Source organism: Pseudomonas syringae group sp. 243L2, assembly GCF_032587875.1.
GTDB lineage: Bacteria > Pseudomonadota > Gammaproteobacteria > Pseudomonadales > Pseudomonadaceae > Aquipseudomonas > Aquipseudomonas amygdali.
Genome location: NZ_JAWHPL010000040.1, coordinates 677,280 through 691,967 on the forward strand (window position 1 = coordinate 677,280; position 14,688 = coordinate 691,967).

The 14,688-nt window shown below is 58.9% G+C and carries 12 protein-coding genes; 9 read left to right on the forward strand and 3 right to left on the reverse strand.

Annotated features, from left to right (window positions below):
* The first annotated feature begins 7 nt into the window (after positions 1 to 7).
* The 3 genes from RYB66_RS26005 (at position 8) to azu (ending at position 3,996) form a co-directional block, all read left to right on the forward strand.
* Positions 8 to 2,503: a circularly permuted type 2 ATP-grasp protein gene (locus RYB66_RS26005; protein WP_044295550.1), complete on the forward strand. Its 2,496-nt coding sequence runs from the start codon at positions 8 to 10 to the stop codon at positions 2,501 to 2,503.
* A complete protein-coding gene (locus tag RYB66_RS26010; RefSeq protein WP_004666395.1) occupies positions 2,503 to 3,396 on the forward strand; it encodes a transglutaminase N-terminal domain-containing protein in 894 nt (297 codons plus the stop codon). Before RYB66_RS26005 ends, RYB66_RS26010 begins: the two co-directional genes overlap by 1 nt.
* A gap of 153 nt (positions 3,397 to 3,549) precedes the next feature.
* On the forward strand, positions 3,550 to 3,996 hold the full coding sequence (azu, locus tag RYB66_RS26015; protein WP_005731138.1) for an azurin: 447 nt from the start codon (positions 3,550 to 3,552) through the stop codon (positions 3,994 to 3,996).
* 472 nt (positions 3,997 to 4,468) lie between these two features.
* Here the strand turns inward: azu and nadE are convergent, their stop codons facing one another.
* The 3 genes from nadE to RYB66_RS26030 form a co-directional block, all read right to left on the reverse strand.
* On the reverse strand, positions 4,469 to 5,296 hold the full coding sequence (gene nadE, locus RYB66_RS26020; protein WP_004654655.1) for an ammonia-dependent NAD(+) synthetase: 828 nt from the start codon (positions 5,294 to 5,296) through the stop codon (positions 4,469 to 4,471).
* Positions 5,297 to 5,322: 26 nt separating this feature from the next.
* Complete coding sequence (gene pncB / locus RYB66_RS26025; RefSeq protein ID WP_002551841.1) at positions 5,323 to 6,546, reverse strand: nicotinate phosphoribosyltransferase; 1,224 nt, start codon at positions 6,544 to 6,546, stop codon at positions 5,323 to 5,325.
* 99 nt (positions 6,547 to 6,645) lie between these two features.
* Positions 6,646 to 7,551, reverse strand: coding sequence for a LysR substrate-binding domain-containing protein (locus RYB66_RS26030; RefSeq protein WP_010193576.1), 906 nt, complete (start codon positions 7,549 to 7,551; stop codon positions 6,646 to 6,648).
* Between the two features lie 505 nt (positions 7,552 to 8,056).
* On the opposite strand from RYB66_RS26030, the gene RYB66_RS26035 reads away from it, so the two are divergent.
* The 6 genes from RYB66_RS26035 (at position 8,057) to RYB66_RS26060 (ending at position 14,654) form a co-directional block, all read left to right on the forward strand.
* Positions 8,057 to 9,193 (forward strand): branched-chain amino acid ABC transporter substrate-binding protein, encoded by a 1,137-nt coding sequence (locus RYB66_RS26035; RefSeq protein ID WP_010193574.1) that lies wholly within the window; start codon positions 8,057 to 8,059, stop codon positions 9,191 to 9,193.
* Between the two features lie 161 nt (positions 9,194 to 9,354).
* The gene (locus RYB66_RS26040; protein ID WP_002551844.1) at positions 9,355 to 10,269 is read left to right on the forward strand and encodes an ABC transporter permease subunit; all 915 of its coding nucleotides are present in this window, start codon (positions 9,355 to 9,357) and stop codon (positions 10,267 to 10,269) included.
* 2 nt (positions 10,270 to 10,271) lie between these two features.
* On the forward strand, positions 10,272 to 11,585 hold the full coding sequence (gene livM / locus RYB66_RS26045) for a high-affinity branched-chain amino acid ABC transporter permease LivM (protein WP_002551845.1): 1,314 nt from the start codon (positions 10,272 to 10,274) through the stop codon (positions 11,583 to 11,585).
* Positions 11,582 to 12,457: an ABC transporter ATP-binding protein gene (locus RYB66_RS26050; RefSeq protein WP_004654666.1), complete on the forward strand. Its 876-nt coding sequence runs from the start codon at positions 11,582 to 11,584 to the stop codon at positions 12,455 to 12,457. Before livM ends, RYB66_RS26050 begins: the two co-directional genes overlap by 4 nt.
* A complete protein-coding gene (locus RYB66_RS26055) occupies positions 12,454 to 13,170 on the forward strand; it encodes an ABC transporter ATP-binding protein (RefSeq protein WP_003376368.1) in 717 nt (238 codons plus the stop codon). The genes RYB66_RS26050 and RYB66_RS26055 overlap by 4 nt, the downstream gene beginning before the upstream one ends.
* Positions 13,171 to 13,889: 719 nt before the next feature.
* On the forward strand, positions 13,890 to 14,654 hold the full coding sequence (locus RYB66_RS26060) for an SDR family oxidoreductase (protein ID WP_005742971.1): 765 nt from the start codon (positions 13,890 to 13,892) through the stop codon (positions 14,652 to 14,654).
* The last annotated feature ends 34 nt before the right edge of the window (positions 14,655 to 14,688 follow it).

Below are 14,688 nucleotides of genomic sequence, written 5' to 3' on the forward strand. Positions count from 1 at the left end.
GCCTTCCATGCCCGACCTGCTTGACCATTACCCGCTGTCCGAGGGTACTTACCACGAAATGCTCGATGCCGACGGTGCCGTCCGCCCGCACTGGCGTCGTCTGTACGAACACATGCAGCGCAGCACCTCGGCGCAGCTGATCCAGCGCCAAGCCTTGCTGACCCGGCAGATCCAGGAAAACGGTGTCACCTATAACGTTTACGCCGACCCCAAAGGCGCGGACCGCCCATGGGAGCTGGACCTGTTGCCGCACATCATTGCGGCCGATGAGTGGCAGCACGTGGCGGCAGGGATTGCCCAGCGTGCACGGCTGCTCAACGCAGTGCTTGCGGACCTTTACGGCCCGCAGACGCTGATTGCCAATGGCTTGCTGCCCGCTGAACTGGTATTTGGCCATAACAACTTTCTGTGGCCGTGTCAGGGCGTAAAACCTCCCGAAGGCACGTTCCTGCATATGTACGCGGTCGATCTGGCACGCACCCCGGACGGGCGCTGGTGGGTGACTGCCGACCGCACCCAGGCGCCTTCGGGTGCCGGTTATGCACTGGAAAATCGCCAGAGCGTCGCGCGTGCCTTGCCGGAAACCTATCGTGACCTGCAAGTCCGGCACCTCTCGGGTTTCTTCGACGCGTTGCAGCAGACGCTGGCCCGTCAGGCGCCCACCAGCAACGAGGCACCGCTGATCGTCCTGCTGACGCCGGGCCGTTTCAACGAAAGCTACTTCGAACACTTGTACCTGGCGCGACAACTGGGCTATCCGCTGGTCGAGGGTGGTGATCTGACGGTGCGCGATGCCACTGTTTACCTGAAAACCCTCAGCGGCTTGCGTCGGGTTCACGCGATCATGCGCCGTCTGGACGACGACTTCTGCGATCCTCTGGAATTACGTACCGATTCCGCGCTCGGTGTGCCGGGGCTGCTGGAGGCTGTGCGTCAGGGCAATGTGCTGGTCGCCAACGCATTGGGCAGTGGTGTTCTGGAGTCGCCTGGCCTGCTGGGCTTTTTGCCGAAAATCAGTCAGTACCTGTTCGGCGAAGATCTGATCTTGCCATCGGTCGCAACCTGGTGGTGCGGAGAGCCGCCCGTGCTGGCGCAAGCGCTGGAGAAACTGCCTGATCTGTTGATCAAACCTGCATTTCCTTCGCAGCACTTCGCCCCGGTGTTCGGTCGCGATTTGAATGAGGAGCAGCGCAACGCGCTTGCCCTGCGCATGCAGTCGCGCCCCTATGCCTACGTCGCCCAGGAGCTGGCGCAGTTGTCTCATGCACCGGTGCTGCAGGCCGATGGTACCGGTTTGCAGCCGCGCGCCATCGGCATGCGTGTCTACGCAGTGGCCAGCCTCGACGGCTATCGCGTGCTACCGGGCGGCCTGACCCGAGTGGCCGCCGAAGCCGATGCCGACGTGGTGTCGATGCAGCGCGGCGGTGCGAGCAAGGACACCTGGGTGCTGGGCGAACGCTCGCACCTTGGCGAGCCCTGGAAGGGGCAGCGCACGCTGGGTGTCTATGACCTGATTCGCCGTGACCCTTACCTGCCGTCGCGGGTGGTGGAGAACCTGTTCTGGTTCGGGCGTTACTGCGAACGTTGCGACGACAGTGCTCGCCTGCTGCGCATCATGTTGACGCGCTATGTCGATGACGACGATCCCCTCGCGTTGCAGGCGGCCGTCGCGCTGGCCGAGAGCCTGGGCATGCTGCCCGAAGCCGAGGAGGGCGAAGAGTTGAAGGATCGCCTGCTGGTTGCTCTGCTGGGCGACGAGTGGCCGTTCAGCCTGCGCGCCAATTTGCAGCGTTTGCAGTGGGCCGCTTCGCAAGTGCGCGGCAAGCTCTCACGGGAAAACTGGCAGGCGCTGGTCGAATTGCAGCGCGAAGCCTCAAGCCTGGAAACCGAAGAGCCGGATTTTGGCGAGCTGCTGGATTTTCTCAACCGTCTGGTGATGTCTCTGGCAGCGCTTTCCGGTTTTGCGCTGGACGACATGACCCGCGACGAAGGCTGGAGCTTTTTGATGATCGGGCGACGTATCGAGCGCCTGAAGTTTCTCAGCACCAGTCTGGCAGCGTTCTTGCGCGGCTCGGCAGTCTCGGAGAAAGCCGGGCTGGAGTGGTTGCTGGAGCTAGGCAACAGCAGCATCACTTATCGTTCGCGGTACATGGCCGTACCGCATCTGATTCCGGTGCTGGACCTGTTGTTGCTTGATGAGCAGAACCCGCATGCGGTGCTGTTTCAGCTCAAGCTGGTGCAACGCTCGCTGCGCCGCCTGAACGACGAGTTTGATGCGCCGCGTGACAGCAGCCTGGCGGTGCTGGCTCAGCGTCTCGCCGCATTTGACCTTGGCAGTCTGGAGAACCCGCTGTTCGGTCAGAGCAGCATCGACGCTGTCCTCGACGGGCTGGCCGATCTGCTGCAGAGCATTGGTGACAGCAGTGGGCAGGCCTCCGACCGCCTGGCGCTGCGCCATTTTGCTCACGTCGATGACGTCAGCCAACGCACGGTATCTGTCTGATGAGCGCCTTCTACCAGATTTTTCATGACACGCATTACAAGTACGACAGCCCGGTTTCGCTGGCTCAGCAACTGGCGCATCTCTGGCCGCGCAGCAGCCCGTGGCAGCGTTGCACCGAGCAGGCACTCGAGATTTTTCCGGAGCCTACCACGCGCCGTGATGAGCTGGATGTGTTCGGCAACCCGCTGACCCGACTGGCGTTCGAGCGTCCGCACGACGAGTTGCAAGTCAATGCGCGGTTGCGTATCGAGGTCATGGAGAAGCCGTTTCTGGACTTCAATCTGTCGCCGGAATGGGAAGTGACCCGCAGTGCGCTGACTTACAGCGCCAAGCCGATGACTGCTGATATTCTGGAGGCCTGCCGCTATCGCTTCGAATCCCCCTATGTTCACCTGAAGCGTTCGTTCGTCGAATTCTCGCAGGTCTGTTTCCCGCCGGGCCGCCCGTTGTTGCTGTGCGTACAGGCCCTGATGGAAAAGATTTTCGACGAATTCACTTTCGATGACGAGGCGACTCAGGTCGCCACGCCCCTGGTGGAAGTGCTGGAGCGGCGACGGGGGGTGTGTCAGGACTTCGCCCACTTGATGCTGGCGTGCCTGCGCTCTCGAGGTCTGGCCGCGCGCTACGTAAGTGGCTATCTGCTGACCCAGCCACCACCGGGCCAGCCCCGCTTGATCGGTGCCGATGCCTCGCATGCCTGGGTATCGGTGTTCTGTCCGGCTTCGGGCTGGGTCGACTTCGACCCCACCAACAATGTGCAACCTGCGCTGGAGCACATCAGCCTGGCCTGGGGGCGTGACTTCTCTGACGTCTCGCCTTTGCGCGGCGTGATTCTGGGCGGCGGTACGCATGATCCCGATGTCCGGGTGACGGTGATGCCGGTCAGCGCCTAATTACCTGCTCCCGTGAATCGTTCTTCAGAAGGGCGCTCCGTCGCGAGCGCCCGAGGGACCATTTGACGCACGTCCTTGGAACCCCGGCCCTGATCGGGCACTCTCTTCTTACGTCAGTTATCACGTTAATCAAGTCCTGCCCTGGAGATTCAAATGATTCGCAAGCTTGTAGCGATTTCGCTGTTGTCGTTGGCCAGTAGCCAGTTGCTGGCTGCCGAGTGTTCGGCCACAGTCGATTCGACCGATCAAATGATGTACAACACCAAAGCCATTGAGATCGACAAGAGCTGCAAGGAATTCACCGTCAACCTGACGCACTCCGGCAGCCTGCCGAAGAATGTCATGGGCCATAACTGGGTGCTGAGCAAGAAGTCCGATACCCAGGCAATCGTTACCGACGGCATGGCTGTCGGCATCGACAAGGATTACCTGAAGCCCGACGACAGCCGCGTCATCGCCCACACCAAAGTCATCGGCGCTGGTGAAAAAGACTCGGTTACCTTTGATGTATCGAAGCTGGACCCGGCACAGGAATACCAGTTCTTCTGCACATTTCCAGGGCACATCAGCATGATGAAAGGCGCTGTGACCCTGAAGTAACGACACGCCCCCGAACGAGGACGCGGAGCGTCCAGAACGGCATGCCGACGCAGAGCGTCGCACGATAGTTGAGATTATCGTTCCGCACTCTCCAGCGTGGGGATGCCTTGGTTGACACTCCGCGTCGCAGATATGCGCCGCGCCGCAAACGCAAGACCAGACGCAGAGCGTCGCACGATAGTTGAGATTATCGTTCCGCACTCTGCAGCGTGGGGATGCCTTGGTTGACACTCCGCGTCGCAGATATGCGCCGCGCCGCGCCGCAAACGCAAGACCAGACGCGGAGCGTCGCACGATAGTTGAGATTATCGTTCCGCACGCTCCAGCGTGGGAATGCCGTGGGTGACGCTCTGCGTCACAGAACTGTGCCGCAGAGCACATTCAGAAACGGACGCAGAGCGTCCAGAAAGGCGTACCCACGCGGAGCATGGGCACGATGGTGTTGCTGCTCTCTCGTTCCGCACGCACCCACTCAAGGCGCGTACGGCAGCTCGCGTTTGTGCTGGGTCTTGGCGTAGGTTTCGCAGATGATCTTGAAGGCTTCCTCACGCACTGGTTCACCGTGCAGGAAAGCGTCGATCTCGGCGTAGGTCACGCCGTGCGAGGCTTCGTCCGGTTTGCCGGGGGACAGGTCTTCCAGGTCCGCCGTCGGTACTTTCTCGACCAGTGATTCCGGTGCGCCGAAATGCCGGGCGATGGCGCGTACCTGGTTTTTCACCAGACCGCTCAACGGTGCCAGATCGCATGCGCCGTCGCCGAACTTGGTGAAGAAGCCCATGACCGCTTCGGCAGCGTGGTCAGTACCGATCACCAGCCCCTGATAAGCGCCGGCGACGGTGTACTGCGCGACCATGCGCATGCGCGCCTTGGTGTTGCCGAGAACGAAATCCACCGAGCTGGCTGGAAGGCCGTCAAACGCCTTCACCTCGGCAGCCAGCGCCTTGACGCTGCTACCGATGTTGATGGTATGGCGCTCGTCCGGCTCGATGAAGTCGACCGAGGCCTGGGCTTCGTGCTCATCGGCCTGCACGACATAGGGCAGACGCACGGCGATAAAGCGGTAGCTGTTATCGCCTGTGCTCGCGCGCAATTCCTTCACCGCACGCTGAGCGAGCAAGCCGGCCGTCAGTGAGTCGACCCCGCCGCTGATGCCGAGCACCAGGGTCTTGAGCCGTGCGTTCTGCAGGCATTCCTTGATGAAACTGACGCGGCGGGCGACTTCGGCCTGTAGCGCGTTCTGGTCCGCGAAAGGTGGCTGGACCTTGAGCTGTTCAGCAATCTGGCGCTGTACGGCGTGCATGATTCACTCCTCGTAAATAGGACAATTCAAGCTGGTTTTTCAGGGCTCGGCAAATCCGGCACCTTGAACACATGTCGCAGGTAGGCGACAAAGTTCGGGTCCTTGCACTGCGTCTTGCCGGGCTCGTCGGAAATCTTTGCCACAGCCTGACCGGCGCATGCGGTCATTTTCAGCACCATGTTCATGGGCGCGATGCCGGGTATGTCGGCGGTCAGGTTGGTGCCGATCCCGAAGCTGACATTGATGCGTCCGCGCAACGCCCGGAAGATGTCGAGTGCCTTGGGCAGGTTCAGCCCGTCGGAAAACACCAGCGTCTTGCTCATCGGGTCGATACCGAGCTTCTGGTAATGCGAGATGCATTTTTCGGCCCACTTTACCGGGTCGCCCGAATCATGGCGCAAACCGTCGAATAGTTTGGCGAAGTACAGATCGAAGTCATTCAGGAATGCGTCAGTGGTGATGCAGTCTGTCAGCGCGATCCCCAGGAGACCACGGTACTCGCGAACCCAGCAATCAAGCGCGGCGATCTGGCTGTCGATCAGGCGCGGTCCCAGTTGCTGGTGGGCCATGATCCATTCATGAGCCATTGTGCCCAGTGGTTTCAGGTCAAGCTGACGGGCCAGATGAACGTTGCTGGTGCCGACAAACTGGCCTGGGAAATCGTTTTTCAGGACGCCAAGCATTTCTTCCTGCACGCGATAGGAAAAACGCCTGCGCGTGCCGAAGTCCGCCACTTTCAGCTCGGCCAGTTCATCGGCTGTGGCATGAGTGGTCAGCCATTCGAACTTGTCATACAGACGATCCCGCGCCTGACTGAGCAGGGTGTCAGGATAGCGGTGCCGGTTACGCACCTCACTGACGATCGCCAGCAGTGGTACTTCGAACAGAATGACGTGCAGCCAGGGACCGTGCAGACGAATGCACAGCTCATCGTTTTCGATGCTGGTTTTCACATAGCGGGTGTTAAAGCGGAACAGTCCCAGAAACCTCAGAAAGTCCGGTTTTATGAACGTGATGCGCTCCAGAAAAGCCAGGTGTTCCGGGCTCAGGGACAGCTCGCACAGCAACTCGATCTGGTGTCTGATCTCGTCCAGGTAGGGGCGAAGATCCTCCCCGTTGCGGCACCGAAACTCCCACTCAACGTCGACGTTGGGGTAGTTGTGCAGCACTGCCTGCATCATGGTCAGCTTGTAGAAATCGGTGTCGAGCAGGCTTTGCACGATACGATTTGAAAAGGCGCTCTCGCTCATTGAATCGGGCTCTCCAGAGCAGCCGGATAATGTCGGACCCGCGACTTCCTGTCTGTCACCACGGAAAGCTCACGGCCGGATGGGTGGGCATTGTCGCCCTTAACGGGCCGGTTGATCCAACTGTTCCAGCATCCACTGCAGAAAAACCCGGATTTTGGGCACGTCGGCAGTGTGTTCCGGATAGGACAGGTAGTACGCACTGTTAGTGCTGGGCAATGCGTAATCCCATGCAATTACCAGCTTGTTCTCTGCCAGTTCTTCCTCGACCAGAAAGCGTGGCAACAGCGCGACACCGCAGCCGACCTGGGCGGCGCGGATGCACATATAGAACGTCTCAAAACGCGGCCCGTGATAGCTATGGTCGGTGTGATAACCCTGGCTTTCGAACCATTCGTGCCAGGCCTCGGGGCGGAAGGCATTCTGTAGCAGGACCAGTTCGCTCAACTGAGTCGGGTCGCTGAGGGGTTCAACCGGCAGGCTCTCGGGTGAACACACCGCTACCAGTTCTTCGCCAAACAGCTTCACGCTTTCCGCGCCCGGTATGGCGGCCTGGCCGAAGTAGAACGACACGTCGCAACGTCCCTTGATCAGGTCGTCAGACTCCTGTTCGTTGATCAGGTCCAGGTGAATATGCGGATGACGCAAGCGCCAGCCCTTCAGGCGTGGCACCAGCCACCGGGCACCGAACGTCGAGGGCGTGGACACCCGCAGTACCTCGGTTTCTCCGCCGTAAGAGCGCAGGAAGTGAGTGGACATCTCTATCTGGGTCAGGATCTTGCGCACTTCGGCCAGATACAGCGCCCCGGCTGGCGTCAACTGCAAACGGCGGCGGACGCGCTGAAACAGCAGGTGCTGAACCAGCTCCTCAAGCTGCGCAACCTGTTTGCTGACGGCGCTCTGGGTCAGGTTGAGTTCTTCGGCCGCGCGGGTGAAGCTCAGGTGCCGGGTCACCGCCTCAAAGCATTGCAATGCGGCTATCGAGGGCAGATGACGTTTGTTCAGCATGATGGTTTCTCTGTTCGAGGCGCGAGGGTGCAGACACGGGCACTATGAATAATCGGAATGATATCTCGCTTAAAGGTCGTTTGTCGGTCGCATGCGGGAAGGTTATTACTGCGGTTGCGTGACGTGTGTTTCAGATTAAGGCGTTGATTCCGGCAGTTGCGGCTGAATCCGCTAGCCTCAAATGGTGCGTCTCGTAGCGTTCGCGCACCGGGCGTGTGCAATTCGGTGACGCGTGTTGTTACAGGTGGGTTGTCCAAAGGTATTGGGTCGGGTTGCTATTTGATCTGGCTTGGGTTGCCCTTTTTATGGGGAGGGTTGCACCTTTGGCGTCTCAAGCGGTTGTACGGCCTGCGACTTGAGCAGTCGTGTTACTGAATGGCTGGAAACGCATGACATTTTCAATAAGAAAAAAGTGATGGCACGGGCCTTGCTCTAAGCAAACGCGTATCCGGGCAATCATGTAACCGCACTGCTAATTAAAAAAATATCCTCAGGAGCACCACTCATGTCGCATACGTTTTACAGGAAAGGTTTTCTGGCAATCGCAGTGGCAACTGCATTGGGCGTGTCTTCGTTTGCACAGGCGGACGTGAAAATCGGCGTTGCGGGTCCGATGACCGGCGCGAACGCATCATTTGGGCAGCAGTACATGAAAGGTGCGCAGGCTGCGGCCGACGCGATCAACGCGGCGGGCGGTGTGAACGGGGAAAAAATCGTGCTGGTCGCGGGCGATGACGCCTGTGAGCCGAAACAGGCCGTGGCAGTGGCCAACCGTCTGGTTGACCAGGACAAAGTGATCGGCGTGGTCGGGCACTTCTGCTCATCGTCGACCATTCCTGCTTCAGAGGTTTACAGCGATGCGGGAGTAATTGCCATCACGCCGGGTTCGACCAATCCGACGGTGACCGAGCGTGGCCTGAAGGAAATGTTCCGCATGTGTGGCCGTGACGATCAGCAAGGTGTGGTCGCCGGTGATTACATCGTTGATGTGCTCAAGGGCAAGAAAGTCGCGGTCATCAATGACAAGGACACCTACGGCAAAGGGCTTGCTGATGCCACTGCCAAACAACTGGTAGCGCGTGGCGTGAAGCCGGTACTTGAGGAGGGGCTGACCCGAGGCGAAAAGGATTTCAGTGCGCTGGTAACGAAAATCCGTTCGACCGGTGCCGACGTTGTGTATTTCGGTGGCCTGCATCCGGAGGCCGGTCCACTGGTTCGCCAGATGCGCGAGCAGGGCCTCAAGGACGTCAAGTTCATGTCCGATGACGGCATCGTGACTGACGAACTGGTCACCACTGCCGGTGGTGCGCAATACGTAGACGGCGTGTACATGACCTTCGGTGCCGACCCGCGCGTACTGCCGGACAGCAAGGCAGTCGTGGACCAATTCCGCAAGTCCGGTTACGAGCCTGAAGGCTATACCCTCTACGCGTACGCTTCGATACAGGCCCTGGCTGCCGGTTTCAATGGTGCCAAATCCAACAAGGGCGACAAAGCCGCAGAGTGGCTTAAAGCGCACCCGGTAAAGACCGTCATGGGTGAAAAAGCCTGGGATGCCAAAGGCGACCTGAAAGTCTCCGACTACGTGGTTTACCAGTGGGACGCCACCGGCAAATACAAGCAACTCGAAAAACAGAAGTGAGATAGACCTCGTGTCAGTTCTGCCCGGCAGACGCTGACCCGGTGATGGGCTCGCCCATGAGCGAGCCTGCATCTCTTTTATTGTTTTCGGACCTGTCGGTCGCACCTCACGAGGGTGTGATCGGCAGGGTGCTGAGCTGCCTTTCAGTGTGAGCGTGCGTGATGGATGGGATCTTCCTGCAACAAATGGTCAACGGACTCACCCTCGGGTCTGTCTATGGCCTCATCGCCATCGGCTATACGATGGTCTACGGCATCATCGGCATGATCAACTTCGCCCACGGCGACGTTTATATGATTTCCGCCTACCTGGCCGCTATCGGTCTGGCGGTTCTGTCTTTCTTCGGACTGGAATCCTTTCCATTCCTGATTCTCGGCACGCTGGTCTTCACCATCGTGGTGACTGGGGTATACGGGTTTGTCATCGAGCGCGTAGCCTACAAGCCGCTGCGCAACTCGACCCGGCTGGCACCGCTGATCAGCGCCATCGGTATTTCCCTGATCCTGCAAAACTACGCGCAGATCAGTCAGGGCGCTCGCCAGCAGGGCGTGCCCACGTTGCTTGAGGGTGCGTGGCGCTTCGAGATTGGCAGCGGCTTTGTGCAAATTACCTACACCAAGATCTTCATTCTCATCGCCGCATTTGTCGGAATGGGCGTGCTGACCTACATCATCAAATACACCAAGCTGGGCCGCATGTGCCGCGCCACGCAGCAGGACCGCAAGATGGCGTCGATTCTGGGCATCAACACTGATCGGGTCATCTCCTACGTGTTCATCATCGGTGCTGCCATGGCGGCGCTGGCCGGTGTGCTGATCACCATGAATTACGGCACGTTCGACTTCTATGCCGGCTTCATCATCGGCATCAAGGCGTTCACTGCCGCAGTGCTGGGCGGGATCGGCTCGCTGCCGGGTGCCATGTTGGGCGGCTTGATCCTGGGGGTTGCCGAGTCGCAGTTCTCCGGCCTGATCAACTCCGATTACAAAGACGTGTTCAGTTTCGGCCTGTTGGTGCTGATCCTGATTTTCCGTCCTCAAGGCCTGCTGGGTCGCCCACTCGTGGCGAAGGTATAAGTATGTCCGCTCCTGTTGCTGCTCCTGTCGTCAAACCTGTTGAAATCAAGAAAAGCCTGATAGATGCCGTGGTCGCGGGGCTGCTGGCACTGATCGTGTTCGGTCCCATCGTCGGGATTGTGCTCGATGGCTACAGCTTCAACCTGCAACCCACCCGCGTGGCCTGGCTCGTGGCCGTGGTCATGGTCGGGCGCTTTCTGATCAGCCTGTTTCTGCAAACACCCAAAGGCATACGTGTTTCCCAGAGCTTCGAAAGCTCCGACTCCGGCGTGCATGTGCTCAAGCCTGATCACAAATCCCGCCTGTACTGGATCATTCCGCTACTGATCGTGATTGCCATCGTGTTTCCGATCTTCGCCAACAAGTACATTCTGACCGTGGTTATTCTCGGGCTGATCTACGTATTGCTGGGGCTTGGCCTGAATATCGTGGTCGGCCTGGCCGGCCTGCTCGATCTGGGCTACGTGGCGTTCTATGCCATCGGAGCCTATGGCCTGGCGCTTGGCTATCAGTACCTTGGCCTGGGCTTCTGGTCGGCGCTGCCGCTGGCGGCAATTGCGGCGGCACTGGCCGGATGTATTCTGGGCTTTCCGGTGTTACGCATGCATGGCGATTATCTGGCCATCGTGACGCTGGGGTTCGGGGAAATCATCCGTCTGGTGCTGAATAACTGGCTGTCGTTCACGGGCGGTCCGAATGGTGTGCCGGTCCCGTCACCGACCTTTTTCGGCCTGGAGTTCGGGCGTCGTGCCAAGGACGGTGGCATTCCGATTCATGAATATTTCGGCTTCGATTACAACCCGGACCTGAAATTCCTGTTCATCTACACCGTGCTGTTTCTCGTCGTACTGGCCGTGTTGTTCATCAAGCATCGCCTGACTCGCATGCCGATCGGCCGCGCCTGGGAAGCCCTGCGCGAGGACGAGATCGCCTGTCGCTCGATGGGCCTCAATCATGTTCTGGTCAAGCTCTCGGCGTTCACCATCGGTGCTTCGACGGCTGGGCTGGCTGGAGTGTTTTTCGCCAGCTATCAGGGCTTCGTTAACCCGACGTCGTTCACCTTCTTCGAGTCTGCACTGATTCTGGCGATTGTGGTGCTGGGCGGTATGGGGTCGACCGTAGGGGTGGTTATCGCTGCGTTCGTGCTGACCGTTGCGCCTGAACTGTTGCGCAGCTTCTCCGAGTACCGCGTGCTGCTGTTCGGCATCCTGATGGTGTTGATGATGATCTGGCGCCCACGCGGGCTGATCCGCATCAGCCGTACCGGCGTGAAACCGCGCAAGGGTGCGCTGGTGACAGAAGGAGGTGCGCGATGAGTAATGAAGTGATTCTTTCCGTCGAGCACCTGATGATGCACTTCGGCGGCATCAAGGCTCTCAGCGATGTCAGCCTCAAAGTTCGCCGCAACTCTATCTTCGCTCTGATCGGCCCCAACGGCGCAGGCAAGACCACCGTGTTCAACTGCCTGACCGGCTTCTACAAGGCCACAGGCGGACGTATCGAGCTGCACACCCGCGACAAGACCACCAACGTGATCAGGTTGCTGGGCGAGCCGTTCAAGGCGACCGACTTTGTTTCGCCGAAAAGCTTCTTCAGCCGGGTGTACTACAAAATGTTTGGTGGTACCCATCTGGTCAACAGGGCAGGGCTGGCGCGCACGTTCCAGAACATTCGCCTGTTCAAGGAAATGTCGGTCGTTGAAAACCTGCTGGTTGCCCAGCACATGTGGGTCAACCGCAGCCTGATCAGCGGGATCCTCAATACCAAAGGCTATCGCAAGGCTGAAGAGGATGCGCTCAATACGGCGTTCTACTGGCTGGAAGTCGTGGACTTGGTGGACTGCGCCAATCGTCTGGCCGGAGAGCTGTCCTACGGGCAGCAACGTCGTCTGGAAATCGCCCGGGCCATGTGCACGCGTCCGCAGGTGATCTGCCTGGATGAACCGGCTGCCGGTCTCAACCCGCAGGAAACCGAGGCGCTCAGCGGCATGATCCGACTGCTGCGCGATGAACACGACATGACCATTGTGCTGATCGAGCACGACATGGGCATGGTGATGGGGATTTCCGACGATATTGTGGTGCTCGACCATGGCAACGTGATTGCCGCGGGCGGGCCGGAACAGATCCGCAACGATCCGAAAGTGATTGCTGCGTACCTGGGCGCTGATGAAGAGGAGCTGGTATGAGCAAGCCGATCCTCGAACTGAAAGAGATCGATGTGTTTTACGGGCCGATTCAGGCTTTGAAGAAGGTCTCGCTGCACATAAACGAGGGCGAAACAGTCAGCCTGATCGGCTCCAACGGTGCAGGCAAGTCGACGCTGTTGATGTCGATCTTCGGCCAGCCGCGCGCCGCCAGCGGGCAGATCATCTATCAGGGCACCGACATCACCCAGAAGTCCTCGCATTACATCGCCTCCAACGGCATTGCGCAGTCGCCGGAAGGGCGGCGGGTGTTTCCCGACATGTCGGTCGAGGAGAACCTGATGATGGGCACCATACCGATTGGCGACAAACATTCGGCTGAAGACATGCAGCGCATGTTCGAACTGTTCCCCAGGCTCAAGGAACGCCGCAACCAGCGCGCCATGACCATGTCCGGAGGCGAGCAGCAAATGCTCGCCATCGCCCGTGCGCTGATGAGTCGTCCCAGGCTGTTGTTGCTCGATGAGCCGAGCCTTGGGCTGGCGCCGATCATCGTCAAACAGATCTTCTCGACCCTGCGGGAACTGGCAGCGACTGGCATGACGATCTTTCTGGTCGAGCAGAACGCCAACCATGCGCTGAAGCTGTCTGATCGCGCCTACGTGATGGTTAATGGCGAGATCCGGCTGTCCGGCACAGGCAAGGAATTGCTTGTAAATGAAGAGGTCAGGAACGCTTATCTGGGCGGACACTGAGTTCGTCAAAACCCTGCCGTTTTCGACGCGCGCCCCGAATGTGCAAACATTCGGGGCGTCACTTTTTGCGATTGTGGAAAACAATTTTGACGGGTCTGCCAAGTGCGACATAAAACCGCTGCAAATGGTTGTTTTGTCACCGTTTTGACTTGTTCAGGTTTACTGTGGAACCGGCTGTTAATAACTTGGGAGTATGTGCCTGAAGCCCTTTATGCATAAGGCTTGCAGGCGATTGATTAAATTTTGATCAAGGGTTTTCGACCGGTTTTCAGGGGTGTTTGTCAACAGTATTGAAGCTGGTCGTTCATACAGCTTTTCCAGTTACACAGCCTGTGGATAAGTCTGTTAACAAGCCTTGGAAATAGTGATCCAGCCGTTACTGCGTCTGGGCTACAGGCCATTACGGTTTTCTGACGCCTCGTGGCGTCCTGGCAGTATCGGGCAAAGTCAAGGTCAAAACTTCTCCATACCTGCTGGAAGCCCCGAACTACGGGACTTTCAGCGTTACCGACTTGCCCCCAGAGATTGTGTGTCTGACTGTGGATAAGGTGGGCAAAACTGCCTGCAAGGCCCGTGGCGTATGGCTCGGCTTGAGTTGGTTGTTTTTTGTACAAATACACTGGGTTGTTGCATCGACGTGCCGCTGACGGGCATTCTGCTGCCCTCATCAGAACTTATTAACAGGTGCGCTGTTTTTCGCGCCAGGTCAGGAGAACGAAATGACTTCCACTGTATTCATCACGGGCGCTACCTCCGGTTTCGGTGAGGCCTGTGCCCGCCGTTTTGCCGAAGCAGGCTGGTCGCTGGTATTGACTGGCCGTCGCGAGGACCGTCTTGCCGCGTTGAGCGCCGAGCTGTCGAAGCAGACCAAGGTGCATACGCTGGTACTGGATGTGCGTGACCGCAAGGCAATGGAGAGTGCTATCGCAGATTTGCCTGAAGAGTTCGGCAGCATTCGCGGGCTGATCAACAACGCCGGTCTGGCGCTGGGGATCGACCCTGCGCCCAAGTGCGATCTGGATGACTGGGACACCATGATCGACACCAACGTCAAAGGTCTGGTCTACACCACACGCCTTTTGCTTCCACGTCTGATTGCGCATGGTCGCGGGGCAAGTATCGTCAACCTGGGCTCGGTAGCCGGCAACTATCCTTATCCGGGTGGTAATGTCTACGGTGGCACCAAGGCGTTTGTCGGGCAGTTCTCGCTGAACCTGCGCAACGATCTGATCGGCACTGGCGTACGCGTCACTAATCTGGAGCCGGGGCTGTGCGAGAGCGAGTTCTCGCTGGTGCGTTTCGGCGGCGACCAGGCCAAGTACGACGCCACTTACGCGGGCGCCGAGCCAATTCAGCCGCAGGACATCGCCGACACTATCTTCTGGATCATGAACACGCCAGCGCACGTCAATATCAACAGCCTGGAACTGATGCCTGTCAGCCAGACCTGGGCCGGTTTTGCGATTGATCGTAACCGCGGTTGATTGTTTGCTGATCGGGCCGCACAGGTGGTGCGGT

What these genes read in the sequence shown, in the direction of transcription:
- RYB66_RS26005 (WP_044295550.1), top strand. Translation starts at nt 8, where the DNA reads ATGCCCGACCTGCTTGACCATTACCCGCTGTCCGAGGGTACTTACCAC.
- RYB66_RS26010 (WP_004666395.1), top strand. Translation starts at nt 2,503, where the DNA reads ATGAGCGCCTTCTACCAGATTTTTCATGACACGCATTACAAGTACGAC.
- azu (WP_005731138.1), top strand. Translation starts at nt 3,550, where the DNA reads ATGATTCGCAAGCTTGTAGCGATTTCGCTGTTGTCGTTGGCCAGTAGC.
- nadE (WP_004654655.1), bottom strand. Translation starts at nt 5,296, where the DNA reads ATGCACGCCGTACAGCGCCAGATTGCTGAACAGCTCAAGGTCCAGCCA.
- pncB (WP_002551841.1), bottom strand. Translation starts at nt 6,546, where the DNA reads ATGAGCGAGAGCGCCTTTTCAAATCGTATCGTGCAAAGCCTGCTCGAC.
- RYB66_RS26030 (WP_010193576.1), bottom strand. Translation starts at nt 7,551, where the DNA reads ATGCTGAACAAACGTCATCTGCCCTCGATAGCCGCATTGCAATGCTTT.
- RYB66_RS26035 (WP_010193574.1), top strand. Translation starts at nt 8,057, where the DNA reads ATGTCGCATACGTTTTACAGGAAAGGTTTTCTGGCAATCGCAGTGGCA.
- RYB66_RS26040 (WP_002551844.1), top strand. Translation starts at nt 9,355, where the DNA reads ATGGATGGGATCTTCCTGCAACAAATGGTCAACGGACTCACCCTCGGG.
- livM (WP_002551845.1), top strand. Translation starts at nt 10,272, where the DNA reads ATGTCCGCTCCTGTTGCTGCTCCTGTCGTCAAACCTGTTGAAATCAAG.
- RYB66_RS26050 (WP_004654666.1), top strand. Translation starts at nt 11,582, where the DNA reads ATGAGTAATGAAGTGATTCTTTCCGTCGAGCACCTGATGATGCACTTC.
- RYB66_RS26055 (WP_003376368.1), top strand. Translation starts at nt 12,454, where the DNA reads ATGAGCAAGCCGATCCTCGAACTGAAAGAGATCGATGTGTTTTACGGG.
- RYB66_RS26060 (WP_005742971.1), top strand. Translation starts at nt 13,890, where the DNA reads ATGACTTCCACTGTATTCATCACGGGCGCTACCTCCGGTTTCGGTGAG.